The organism is Aeromonas sp. HMWF014 (assembly GCF_963878295.1).
Lineage (GTDB): Bacteria > Pseudomonadota > Gammaproteobacteria > Enterobacterales > Aeromonadaceae > Aeromonas > Aeromonas popoffii.
Genome location: NZ_CAWNYS010000341.1, coordinates 3,627 through 15,425 on the forward strand (window position 1 = coordinate 3,627; position 11,799 = coordinate 15,425).

At 57.2% G+C, this 11,799-nt stretch carries 10 protein-coding genes and 2 pseudogenes; 4 read left to right on the plus strand and 8 right to left on the minus strand.

What is annotated here, in order from left to right:
- Window positions 1–737: pseudogene (locus AAC083_RS23150) on the plus strand (alpha/beta hydrolase); the annotation flags it as partial.
- Window positions 738–877: 140 nt separating this feature from the next.
- Here the strand turns inward: AAC083_RS23150 and AAC083_RS14340 are convergent.
- Complete coding sequence (locus AAC083_RS14340; RefSeq protein ID WP_108536955.1) at window positions 878–1,255, minus strand: VOC family protein; 378 nt, start codon at window positions 1,253–1,255, stop codon at window positions 878–880.
- A 379-nt stretch (window positions 1,256–1,634) separates the two neighbouring features.
- Between AAC083_RS14340 and AAC083_RS14345 the strand changes: the two genes are divergently transcribed.
- Window positions 1,635–4,778, plus strand: coding sequence for a DUF3427 domain-containing protein (locus tag AAC083_RS14345; RefSeq protein WP_108536957.1), 3,144 nt, complete (start codon window positions 1,635–1,637; stop codon window positions 4,776–4,778).
- A gap of 113 nt (window positions 4,779–4,891) precedes the next feature.
- Here the strand turns inward: AAC083_RS14345 and AAC083_RS14350 are convergent.
- The 6 genes and pseudogenes from AAC083_RS14350 to AAC083_RS14375 all read right to left on the minus strand — a co-directional run.
- Window positions 4,892–5,110 (minus strand): annotated as a pseudogene (locus tag AAC083_RS14350) (IS5/IS1182 family transposase); the annotation flags it as partial.
- A gap of 169 nt (window positions 5,111–5,279) precedes the next feature.
- A complete protein-coding gene (locus AAC083_RS14355) occupies window positions 5,280–5,723 on the minus strand; it encodes a hypothetical protein (RefSeq protein ID WP_108536958.1) in 444 nt (147 codons plus the stop codon).
- Between the two features lie 93 nt (window positions 5,724–5,816).
- A complete protein-coding gene (locus AAC083_RS14360) occupies window positions 5,817–6,413 on the minus strand; it encodes a histidine phosphatase family protein (RefSeq protein ID WP_108536959.1) in 597 nt (198 codons plus the stop codon).
- Between the two features lie 152 nt (window positions 6,414–6,565).
- Window positions 6,566–7,219 carry a helix-turn-helix transcriptional regulator gene (locus tag AAC083_RS14365; RefSeq protein WP_108536962.1) on the minus strand — a complete coding sequence of 218 codons (654 nt, stop codon included), beginning with the start codon at window positions 7,217–7,219 and terminating at the stop codon, window positions 6,566–6,568.
- A gap of 55 nt (window positions 7,220–7,274) precedes the next feature.
- Window positions 7,275–8,564: an L-cysteine desulfidase family protein gene (locus AAC083_RS14370; protein ID WP_108536960.1), complete on the minus strand. Its 1,290-nt coding sequence runs from the start codon at window positions 8,562–8,564 to the stop codon at window positions 7,275–7,277.
- 22 nt (window positions 8,565–8,586) lie between these two features.
- A complete protein-coding gene (locus AAC083_RS14375; protein ID WP_042034579.1) occupies window positions 8,587–8,970 on the minus strand; it encodes a RidA family protein in 384 nt (127 codons plus the stop codon).
- 249 nt (window positions 8,971–9,219) lie between these two features.
- On the opposite strand from AAC083_RS14375, the gene AAC083_RS14380 reads away from it, so the two are divergent.
- Complete coding sequence (locus AAC083_RS14380) at window positions 9,220–10,515, plus strand: amino acid permease (protein ID WP_042034580.1); 1,296 nt, start codon at window positions 9,220–9,222, stop codon at window positions 10,513–10,515.
- A 469-nt stretch (window positions 10,516–10,984) separates the two neighbouring features.
- On the plus strand, window positions 10,985–11,275 hold the full coding sequence (locus tag AAC083_RS14385; RefSeq protein ID WP_042034582.1) for a hypothetical protein: 291 nt from the start codon (window positions 10,985–10,987) through the stop codon (window positions 11,273–11,275).
- Between the two features lie 60 nt (window positions 11,276–11,335).
- Here the strand turns inward: AAC083_RS14385 and AAC083_RS14390 are convergent, their stop codons facing one another.
- Entirely contained in the window at window positions 11,336–11,524 is a 189-nt protein-coding gene (locus AAC083_RS14390) for a hypothetical protein (RefSeq protein ID WP_108536961.1), read from the minus strand.
- Window positions 11,525–11,799 lie beyond the last annotated feature (275 nt).

Below are 11,799 nucleotides of genomic sequence, written 5' to 3' on the forward strand. Positions count from 1 at the left end.
TGACCCACGCCATCCAGCAGCAGGTGCGCCAGCTGGCAGCCAGTGGCGAGCTGGCGGCATTTCCCCCGGCCCTCACCTTCCAGTCTGTCATCGACTACACCGTCAGCACCCGCTCCATCATCGCCGATCTCTACCACTTCCTGCCGGCCAACGGCAGCGAACTGGTGCTGTTCGACATTAATCGCGGCTCTGTCTTCGGCCCCCTGATGAGCAGCGCCTCCGAGCTGGCCCTGAGTCACCTGCTGCCGAGTCAGCCCCAGCGCTACACGCTGACGGTGGTGGGCAACAAGGCGACGTCCCGTATACAGACGCAGGCCAGCACCCTGGCGGCGGGCGGCGGGTCACAGCAGATCCAGCCCCTTGGCATCGACTATCCCAAGGATATCTTCTCCCTCTCCCACGTGGCCCTGCCCTTCCCCATGGACGATCCCCTCTACGGCATGGCGCCACGCCCCGAGCAGATGAACCAGTACGGCATCAATCTGGGCGGCCTGGCCCTGCGCGGGGAACTCGGGGTGCTGATCGTCAATCCAGGCTCCCTCACCCGCACCTCTTCCAACCCTTTCTATCCCTACCTGCAAGAGAGGGTGATGGAGACGCTGACGGCGCCGGCCCAGCCCCCGTCTGCAGCAGTGGAGCTGGCGGCACCGGTCGGCAACGATCGCAGCGATGCCGACTATCGGGCCGACATAGACGCGTTTTTGGATGAAGCGGACGCACCGGACTGGCCCTTTTAGGGCGGTCAGCAGTACCTAACGCGCGAACCGTCAGCGGAGGGGGTCGTCCCCCCTCCGGTGACGACTGATGACGATTGGGTCTGAGGGGCCCAAACGATGGAACGACCCCATCATCTCCCGGTAGGGCTCAGGTCACGCCATCAGGGATAGCGGCTGATCTCGATAAGATGCTGATCCGGATCCAGACAGTAGACGGATTCGATGGGCCCGCAGGCGCCGCGCTTGGTGACGGGCCCTTCCACTATCTCGACCCCGTGACAGTGAAGCTGGGTGATGACCTGTTCCAGCGGCCAGCGGGTGATGAGGCAAAGATCCCCCGCCCCCACCTGCGCCCGGTTACGCGGCTCCTGCCCCGGCAGTTGCAGATTGATCTTCTGGTTGCCAAAGCGCAGCGCCCGACGCCCCGCACCAAAGGTGATGGCCTCCATATTGAGCACAGCGCTGTAAAACGCCACGGCCCGCTCTATGTCGCTGACCGTCAATACCAGATGGTCGATGCTGTGGTGATGCAACCTCATCATACCCCCCTTGCCAGAGGGATCTGTGCCAAGGCGCGCAAAGCGCCCATCAGGTGTTACCTATTCAGGCAAGCCTTTATCCACCATGTATTTACGGGATCGGGGTACAGGTTTGCTCGCGCTGGGCCAGCAAGGTTGCATCCTGCCGGGTCAGGCCATCGCAAACTGACGCCTTGCCCGTGCACCGGCTAAAGCGCCGCACAGCTGACTCATAAGGACGACAGACACCCGGCTGCTGGATCTGCCACTGCCGGGCTGTATCACCGAAAACCGGGGCGATTTTCAAACGAGTAACAGACGACAACAGCTTACTGATTTGGTTGGAAAAAATGATACTCTTCTCGCCACCCTCATGTACAACGTTCAAGGCCAGTGTACGATGCAACAATGCGGTATTTATGAACAACTCATTACTCAACTGCTGACATCTCGACTCGACCGCGAGCGCTTTTACGTAGGGGAACGCCAGCTTGAACCTGCCGAAGCGGCAGTCTGGTTATCCAGATTTCTGAGTCGTGTTTTGGAATATGCGGTGGGTTCGGTCACTGGAGAGGATCAGCTGCAACGGCAAATTGAACTGGCTAACCAGTTATTGCTTTGGCTAAAAGATCGCACGCAAGACCCAGACTTTATTGGCGAGAATCTCATCGATAGTCAGGGGAAAATCCTGACGGCGCTCTACCAGTTGGATAACCCCATCTCAGCCAATTTAAAGCAATATGCCGAAGATGTTTTCCCTCTGACCGGTCTAACGCAAAGTGAGCTGTTCTGCGGTAGCAATGCTGGCTTATCGATGGAATCAGAGATTAAACGGGAAATATTATCGGCAGATAGCATCTGCTGGCTGGTCTCATTTATCAAATGGGCAGGTATCCGGATTTTCCGTCATGAGCTGGAGGCGTTCACCCGCAGCGGCCGCCAATTAAAAGTGATTACCACCTCTTACATGGGGGCAACCGACGCCAAGGCGGTCGAATTTTTAGCCAGCCTGCCCAACACCGAAGTCAAACTCAGCTATAACACCCAGCGCGAGCGGTTGCATGCCAAAAGTTATCTCTTTTGCCGAAATACCGGCTTTCATACAGGCTATATAGGTTCATCCAACCTTTCTCATTCTGCCCTCACCAGTGGCTTGGAGTGGAACCTAAAAATCACCTCGCAAGAGATCCCTCATATTATCGAGAAATCCCTGAGTACCTTTGAAACCTATTGGGAATCCGATGATTTTGAGCTGTTTGATGGCAAGCTCGCAAGCCGTACAAAATTACAGCATGCGCTGCAAGAGGCCCGTGGGGATGGTGACAAAAATAGTCCTGCCTATTTCTTTGATATCACGCCGTTTCCCCATCAACAGGAGATCCTTGAGCAATTGGCGATGGAGCGCGCTTTACATCAGCGCTTTCGTAACTTGGTGGTAGCGGCCACCGGGACGGGCAAGACCCTGATCTCCGCCTTTGATTTTGCCCGTTTTCTGAAAACCAAACCCGACGCCAAGTTCCTGTTTGTCGCCCACAAAGAGGAGATCTTGCGCCAAGCATTGGCCTCTTACCGCGGTGTGCTCAAGCAATCCAATTTTGGTGAACTCTTGGTCGGTGGCGCCCTGCCAACCCACTACCATCAACTGTTTGCCTCGGTGCAATCCTTGAATAACCAACTGGCTACGTTGCGCCTTAGCCCAGACTATTTCGATTACATCGTCATTGATGAGGTTCACCATATTGCGGCGGCCAGTTATCGTGGTTTGCTCGCCGCCTTTGAACCTCACATTCTGTTGGGATTGACCGCGACGCCAGAGCGCCATGATGGCGGTGATATTCTCGCTGACTTTTGTGGTGTCATCGCAGCAGAGATCCGCTTGCCAGAGGCCATTAATCGTCGTCATCTCTGTCCATTCCAATATTTTGGTATCGATGATGATACTGACTTGCGCCAAGTCGCTTGGAAAAATGGCCGCTATGACATTAGTGAGCTCACCAATATCTACACCCACAATCAGCAGCGGGTGCAGAAAATAGTCCAGAGCCTCGATGAGATCGTCACCGATATTACCAATATCAAGGCGCTGGCATTTTGTGTGAGCCGTGAACATGCCGATTTTATGTACAAGGCATTTTTACTAAAGGGCATCAAGGCAGACATCCTCACCAGCGATAACAGAGACGAGCGGTATAGTAAACAACACGCTTTGCGCAACAAGATTATCAATATTCTCTGCGTAGTAGACATCTTCAACGAAGGGGTCGATATCCCGGAAGTTGATACCTTGCTGTTTTTACGACCAACGGAAAGCCTAACTATCTTTTTGCAGCAATTAGGACGCGGCCTACGGCTGGCGAGCAATAAAGAGTGCTGCACCGTGTTGGATTTCGTTGGCAATGCTCGCGCGGAGTATGACTTTGCCCAGAAATTCCGGGCACTGGTGGGTAAAACCAATAAAGCGATCAGCCACGAAATCAAACAGGGCTTCCCTCATGTCCCCTTGGGCTGCCGTATCGAGTTATCAAAACAGACCCAAGAGTTAATTCTGAGCAATATCAAGAAGGCGACCCTCAATACCTCGCGACTCATGGGCCTGATCCGCCGTTTCTCGCAGGACTGTAATTTACCGCTGACGCTGGCGAACTTTTTGAAGTTTTACCCTCACATCAGCCTTGAAGAGATCTACAAGCGCGGTAACTGGAGCTCCTTGGTCAAACAGGCCCACAACCATACCATTTCTGAAATGAGCGATGAGAAGTTATCAACCCTCTACACTCGGGCCATCAAAACCCGGCTATTGGGCTGCGATGCGCTCCATTACTTGAAATTCTTACAAACCTTGGTCGCAGACGCCTTTACCTTAACGGGTGAGCACGATGAGCGCATGGCCTTGATGTGCCATTACGACTTCTGGCAACAGAGCGGCCCCAACGCAGGCTTTAGCTCCTTGGCGCACAGCCTGAAACAACTCAATCAACCAGCGTTAAGGGCCGAGCTGGCAGATCTGCTGCCCATGCTGATCAACCGGGTGCAGCACGAGCAACGAGCCATGTCAGACCTTCCCGGTAATCCGCTGCAACTGCATGCCCGATATGCCAGAGAGCAGGTGCTGGTTGGCTTTGGCGCGACCACCTTCGCGCAACAACCGACTGCTCGCGAAGGGGTGTATGTCATCGCAGAGCAAAATATCGAGTTGCTGTTCGTGACCCTGAACAAAACGGAGCAGCACTTCTCCCCGACCACCCGTTATCACGACTACGCCATCAACGAGTCACTGTTCCATTGGCAAAGCCAAAACAGCGCTCGCCCCGAGCGGGGTAAGGGGCTGAGTTACATTCAACACAGAACAGAAGGTAAGCGCTTGTTTTTGTTCGTCCGTGAGCAGAGCAAAGATGAATTTGGCCGCACCCTTGGCTTTGTGAACTTTGGTGAGGTGGAGTACATCTCCCACAGCGGCAGCCAGCCAATGAACATTAAATGGCGCCTCACCACTCCGATGCCACCTTTCATGTGGAAAGAAGCAGCAAAGCTGGCGGTTGGCTAACTCCGGTTAGATAAAACACCTCGCCTATCTGCGAGCTGTTTTCATTAATGTCGGCACGGTATTGCTACCTAGATCAGTCAGCAGGCCATGACTTCCAAAGCCCCAAGTGACCGCTACACTCGGGGCTGTCCTAGAGGCTGACCACGGGTGTTCTGTGTGTTTATCGCGCTCACATACGCCATCACTTCTCCTACTTGACCGTGGTATCTTCGCAGAGTGATTTTGCCCGCCAGCAACGGCTTGAATCGATACATTGCCGCCTTCGCCAGTGAACGACGGTGATACCTCGAGACCTTCTTCCTGTGCGTCAGCCCTTCCTTTCGCATCACCAGAAATCTGGGATATAAGATGCCTTATCTTGCCGCGACAAGGTGTTCTGATGTGTTGAACTGCGACAAAGACGGGTTTCTGTATGTGTAGCCCGCCGCCAAAAATGGAAAAGACCACCGGGGAAAATGGAGCAAACATTAAAGCGGCAAACTATTGCCGCCCATGGCATCTTTATTCAGGGGCATTGCCAGAAGAAGGATTGGATTGTTGCTCTTCATCGTCACCGGTCTGACGTCGCTCAATTGCTTCCTTGATCAGCGCCTCTTTCTGCAGGTCGAGATCCGCCAGCAACTTCTGGCGTTCTTGGTCGGATAGATCGGTATTCGCCTCAACCTCTTTCTTCTGCTGCTCGATCTCCTCGAGCTTCTCTTTGCTGAGTCCAATTCGTTGCGCAGACAAGTGTTCCAACGCGATCTGGGTCAGGCTGCGTTCCGGCTCCTTCCTGACCAGACCAGAGCGATCGTAAGTGGGAGAGGCATCACCATGACTGCTGTTCAGGGTGACCTTATCCTCAGCAAGCTTGATGCTTTTTTGTTGTTCACCAAATTGGGCCCTACTTTGCCCAGCAACCTGCGATGGTTGCACCAATTGATATTGAGCCGCGCCGATGATCATAATGCCCTCTCTGCGTTGTATCTCTCGACATACGGCAATACTCAGCAATATTCACGCCATTTTTCCACCATCGCCCATGGCATGGTGGCAACCTCAGGGCAACTGGCAGGCAATGCGGGTGATATGACCGTCCTGCAGCTGGTAGAAGGCATCTTGCGGCAGCTCCTGCAGCCAGGTGGTGGTGTAGTCGAGGTCGGCATAGGCGCCGCGCAGCATGGCACCGAACAGCCCGTGGGAGACCACGATGGCGCGCTCGGCAATACGCTCATCCTGCAGCCACGCCTGGGCCCGGCGCTGAATGCTCTGAAAAGTCTCGCCATCAGGGGCCTGCAGATACCAGTCTGGCTGTTCGAGGTCGAGCTCGGGGTGGGCCGCCAGCAGCTCGGGCACCCGGCGACTCTCCCACTCCCCCATGCCCAGCTCCACCAGCCGTTCGTCCCAGACGATGCGATCGCTATCGAGCCCAAGCTGCTGACACACCAGGTGCGCCGTCTGCCGGGCACGGCCGAGGGGGCTGGCGTAGAGTGTCCAGCGGGTGGCGTCATCCAGCAAGTCGCGCAGGCGAGCGCCCATGGCGGTGGCTTGCGCCTCCCCTTTGGGGGTCAGGTCCGAGTTGCAGCGTCCTTGCAACCGCAGCTCGGCGTTATAGCGGGTCTGGCCGTGGCGCAGCAGATAGATGAGTCGAGACATGGTTTCTCCAGCACGTTCAAATAGATAGAAAAATGAAGGGGGACGATGATAGCAGATGAACACGGGGGATGACGCAAATAGGGAGGCAAAACCGGGCGTAAAAACGGGGCACGGCTGACCCGTTTGCTGCCAAGCGGGCGGGCTGAGCCGGCTCAGCCCTTCTTGATCTCCCGCAGGTAGCGGTAGATAGAGTGCACCGAGATGTCGAGCTGGCGGGCGGCTATCTGGGCACTGTCTTTGAGCTCGAAGATCCCCAGATCATGCAGCTGCTTGACCATGACCCGGGTCTTCTGGGACGGGGGCACGGCGTCGTTGCCACGCACCTCGGCACTGACGGTGTCTATGGTGCTGTTGAGGGCCTCGTCTATGTTGCGGGCAAAGACTTCCGGCGTGGTGCTCGGCTCATGGTGCTGTGTGCACTCGGGCATCATGGTACGCAACACGGATTGCAGCGGGGCGTCCATGTCGGTGTTGATGCAGAGCAGCCCGATGGCCTGCCCCTCACCATTGCGAATGACGGTGGTCAGGGAGCGCAGGGTCTTGCCGGTGGCGCACCTGGTCATGTAGGGGCTGGAGATATCCTGCCCGCTCTTGAGCTTCATCATCGCCAGATTGGTGATGGGAGCCCCGACACTGCGGCCCGTGATATGGCCGTTGGCAATCTTGATGATGGCCGGATTGCGCGCATCCAGGCTGTGCAGCAGCACCTCGGTGTGCTGGCCATACATGGCGGCGATGCCGTCCACTATGATCTCCATCGCCTTGAGGATCTCGAAGTCAGTCGGGGTCAGCTCTTGCAGTTTCATGGGGGCCTTCATGGTAACGCTGCGGCCCGTCACCGGCAGCAGCCAGGTCACGTGATCAAGCAGACATGATGTCAATAATGGTGGTGTCTGTGGCAGACATGCCGTCTTTTACCATCTGCCCGATATTTTTGATAGTTTGCTCGACATCGTGCGAGACGATCCCCTGCCCGGACACCGAGTGGCTGTTGATGGCCATCAGAAAACCGCGCACGGCCGCGCCGGAGGAGGTGCTCACCTTCATGGCGCAGGAGGCTTTCGCTCCGTCACACACCATGCCGGCGCTGTCGCTCAGCACGTTCTGGATGGCGTGGCAGGATTGCGCCAGGCTGCCGCCCGCCAGATAGACCATGGCCATGGCGGCCGCCGCGCTGGTGACCGTATTGCCACAAAACGCCGACAAGGGGGGATAGTGGGACTTGATGTAGATGGCCCCCAGGTGGCTCATGATAAGAGCCCGCGCCAACTGCTCCTCGCTGGCGCCGTAACGCTCGGCGATCACCACCACGGGAATGGTGGCGGCGATGCCCTGATTCCCGCTACCGAAGTTGCTCATGGCTGGCAGGCTGGCCCCCCCCATGCGGGCGTCGGAGGCGGCGGCGGTCAGCATCACGATGCGGTTCATCACATCCTCGCCGATGAAGCCGGCGCGGATGCTCTTTTGCATGGTGCGACCTATCTCCAGGCCATAGGGGTGATTCATCCCCTCGTCGGAGAGCTTGCCGTTGAGCTCGGAGGCCTGGAGGATGAAGCGGATCTGCTCAAATTCCACCTGGGTAGCGAACGCATGGATGGCAGCGATGCTGATGTCAACACCGTCACAGATGGCGCCGGTGGCACCCCGCAGGCTCTCATCGGCGACGAAGGTCACCTCGCCATCGCGGCGCTGCTCAACGATGCGGGTATGACCGCCGCACAGGGTCACGGCGGCGCTGTGCTCCTCCCCCTTCTCATCGCACCCAAACAGGGTCACACGGCAGTAGATGAACTCGGGAGCCTCGGTGCGGCTAACCTGAACGCCGCCGGCATCGATCAGGCTCTGGGCACGGGCAACCTGCTCCGGGGTGATGGCGGTCAGCACCTCCAGTCCGGCATCGGCCTTGCCGCCGATGGCACCGGCGGCGGCAGCAATGGCCAGCCCTATCTTGCCGGTACCGGGCACATAGACCCCCATGGAGTTCTTGTAGAGATTATCCGACACCACGACCTCGATGCGCCGGGCTTCACAGCCTAGCTGCCGAGCCGCGACGGCGGCGGCATAAGCGGCGGCGATGGGCTCGGTACACCCCAAGGCCGGTTTGACAACCTGTTGAATAATCTGCAGATACTGCTGCCATGCTTGCTTCATTACCGGGACCTTTTTATCAGCATTAACGGGCGATATGGGCGATCGCTTCGATTTCAACCTTGACGCCCATCGGCAGATCCTTCACTGCAAAGCAGCTGCGGGCCGGGCAATCTTTCTGGAAATAGTCTTTGTAGACGGCATTGAACTGGGCAAAATCGCTGATCTCTGCCAGATAACAGGTGGTCTTGAGCACGGTATCCAGGCTGCCACCGGCCGCTTCCAGCACGGATCTCAGGTTTTCCAGCGATTGGCGGGTCTGGGCTGCTATCCCCCCCTCCACCACGCCGCCCAGCTGCTTGCACACCGGCAGCTGGCCGGAGGTAAAGATGAGATCGCCATAGGCGGTGCCATGACTGTAGGGACCGATGGCATCGGGTGCTGCGGCTGATGTTATGATGGTTTTCATATGGCCTCCACTTGCATTCAAATAATGTTGAACTCGCGAAACTTATTTCATGCAACATTATTTGCTTTTAAAACCATTCGTTCAACTATTTTATAAATTTAAAGCCTATTTTTGCGCGATAACGCCGTATTAACAGAAACTGTGAGCGCCATTCCGATTTGAACCACTGGGAGAAACCCGCCATTGTTTAGGGCTTTTTATTCAACTATATTTGCGCCAATAATCACTCACATAACAACAAGGTCAACCATGGACGCGCACAGCACGACACTCACCGGGCCCGCCACGGGCACACTGGAATGGAAAGAAGCAGTTCGTTTTGACAGCACCGACTGGGGCTGGATCATCATGAGCATCGGCATGGCCATCGGTGCGGGGATCGTCTTTTTGCCGGTACAGGTGGGGCTGATGGGGTTGTGGGTCTTTCTGCTGTCGGCGGTGATCGGCTACCCGGCCATGTACATGTTCCAGCGCCTCTTCATCAATACCCTGGCCACCTCGCCCGAGTGCAAGGATTACCCCAGCGTGATTACGGGCTACCTCGGCAAGAACTGGGGCATGCTGCTCGGCGCCCTCTACTTCGTGATGCTGGTGATCTGGGTGTTCGTCTACTCCACCGCCATCACCAATGACAGCGCCTCCTTCCTGCAGAGTTTCGGCGTGACCCGCCACCTGCTCTCCGAGAACCCCTTCTACGGTCTGGTGCTGATCTGCGGTCTGGTAGCGCTGGCGTCGCGCGGCGAGAACCTGCTGTTCAAGATCTCCACCTTCATGGTGCTGACCAAGATCAGCGTGGTGGCCTTGCTCGGCCTCATGATGGTCGACAAGTGGGATGCGGCCAACATCACCGCCATGCCGGCAGCCGGTGACTGGATGAAGGACGCCATCATCATGCTGCCCTTTACCCTCACCTCCATCCTCTTTATCCAGAGCCTGAGCCCCATGGTGATCTCCTACCGCTCGCGGGAGAAGTCGCTGGAAGTGGCCCGCTTCAAGGCGATGCGCGCCATGAACATCGCCTTCGGCATCCTGTTCGTGGTGGTCTTCTTCTACGCCATCTCCTTCACCCTGGCCATGGGCCACGAGCAGGCGGTCAAAGCCTCTGAAGAGAACATCTCGGCGTTGGCCATGGTGGCGCAAGGCATGCCGGGCCAGACCCTCAAGCTGCTCAGCCTGACCCTCAACATCTTCGCGGTGATGACCGCCTACTTCGGCGTCTACCTGGGCTTTCGTGAAGCCTGTCAGGGGCTGGCCATGAACCTGCTGCGCCGGGTGATGCCGGAAGAGCGCATCAACAAGGGAGTGGTGGGTCGCGGCATCATGCTGTTCACCGTGCTGCTCTCCTGGGGCGCTATTGTGCTCAACGCCCCCGTGCTGAGCTTCACCTCCATCTGCAGCCCCATCTTCGGCATGGTGGGTTGCCTCATCCCGGCCTATCTGGTCTATCAGGTACCGGCGCTGCACAAGTACAAGGGCGCCTCCCTCTACATCATCATCGTCACCGGCCTGCTGCTCTGCGTCTCGCCCTTCCTGGCGTTCAACTGACCCGCCGCCAACCGGGCCGCGTGGCCCGCTGTTCAACCACTAACGGGCCCCCTCTCCGGGGGCCGTTTGTCTGACTCCTCCCCCCCGGCCTGCACCGACACATCACCACTTACCCCCCAGTCTCAGCGGACGTTGTCGGCTCAGGGTCATATCCCGCCATCACGGTGCACGCCCCTGCGGGGTGCAGCACTCAGTGCTCTGCCGCCGGTTGATGGCGGGTTCGATAACCTTGCAGCCAGCCCCCTGATGAGGCTGGTTTTTTAGCGATGCTGCCCGTGCGGCGCCATGGCGTTGTCTGGCAAACAAGGCCCATGTTCCCCTTGTGCCCCCAAGTGGGACCGGGTAGGCTTGAACGACAAAAAAGACTCGAACGTTGCTTTTTTTTTGCGCCTTGATGAGATGGCCAGGGGGACAGTTCGGCGAGCAGAAGGTCACATCATTTATCACCCGTTCAGGCGAGGCATCGCAGATGGCTAGATACCAGTTTTTTACCGTCCCGGCATCCAACCGGCAGCAATACACCTTTGTCGACATGGCCTCCCCCACTTTTCTGATTGAGAAAGAGGCGCTGCTGGCACAGGGATTCGAGGTGGAAGAGGATTTTATCGATGCTCACAGCCGGGAAGAGGCGGTGGAAAAGTACCGATCCAACTTCCTCTACGTGGCCGATGAGATTGGCAAGTCAGACAGCAGCTACGCCGCGGCGACCGCCCTGATGGAGATGGGCAAGAAACTGTTTGGCCGCAAGGCGAACGGCTGACGGAAAAAACAGAAGGTGGCCATCGCGGCGCACTGCCCGATGGCCATGAGACAGCCCTGCTCAGAAGCGGGCCAGTTGCTGGAGCATGGTGATCAGCTCCTCCTCGCTGCTGGGCTCATGGGCCAGCTCCAGTCTCGGGGCCGCGCCCCCCATCAGCATATAGACATGTGTGCTGCAGTGGTCATAGTGATACCACTTACCGTCGATACAGAGGTCGGTATAGCATCTCGGGTCCCTTTCCAGTTCCATCTTCACATCCTTTTGTTACCTGTCACCCATATCACTCCTGACCGTAAAATACCCCGCCCGCGACAGGCTTGATGCAGATCAAGAGAAGAGGCGGAGTGAAGCCGATATCTGCCGGAACCGGGCCCCGAGCCGCGCACGACCGCCGCCACTCGTCACATGACGCTGGCCACCCCGCATCCCGCCCTCAAGAAGATGAGGATGCCATCAACAACAACGGCGCCCGAAGGCGTAATGCCGATCAGTTAAGGATCCATTGACCGATCCTTCTGATGTGT

Coding starts and splice junctions, on each gene's coding strand:
- AAC083_RS14345 (WP_108536957.1), top strand. CDS start 1,635: ATGCAACAATGCGGTATTTATGAACAACTCATTACTCAACTGCTGACA.
- AAC083_RS14390 (WP_108536961.1), bottom strand. CDS start 11,524: ATGGAACTGGAAAGGGACCCGAGATGCTATACCGACCTCTGTATCGAC.
- AAC083_RS14370 (WP_108536960.1), bottom strand. CDS start 8,564: ATGAAGCAAGCATGGCAGCAGTATCTGCAGATTATTCAACAGGTTGTC.
- AAC083_RS14340 (WP_108536955.1), bottom strand. CDS start 1,255: ATGAGGTTGCATCACCACAGCATCGACCATCTGGTATTGACGGTCAGC.
- AAC083_RS14375 (WP_042034579.1), bottom strand. CDS start 8,970: ATGAAAACCATCATAACATCAGCCGCAGCACCCGATGCCATCGGTCCC.
- AAC083_RS14360 (WP_108536959.1), bottom strand. CDS start 6,413: ATGTCTCGACTCATCTATCTGCTGCGCCACGGCCAGACCCGCTATAAC.
- AAC083_RS14355 (WP_108536958.1), bottom strand. CDS start 5,723: ATGATCATCGGCGCGGCTCAATATCAATTGGTGCAACCATCGCAGGTT.
- AAC083_RS14385 (WP_042034582.1), top strand. CDS start 10,985: ATGGCTAGATACCAGTTTTTTACCGTCCCGGCATCCAACCGGCAGCAA.
- AAC083_RS14380 (WP_042034580.1), top strand. CDS start 9,220: ATGGACGCGCACAGCACGACACTCACCGGGCCCGCCACGGGCACACTG.
- AAC083_RS14365 (WP_108536962.1), bottom strand. CDS start 7,219: ATGAAACTGCAAGAGCTGACCCCGACTGACTTCGAGATCCTCAAGGCG.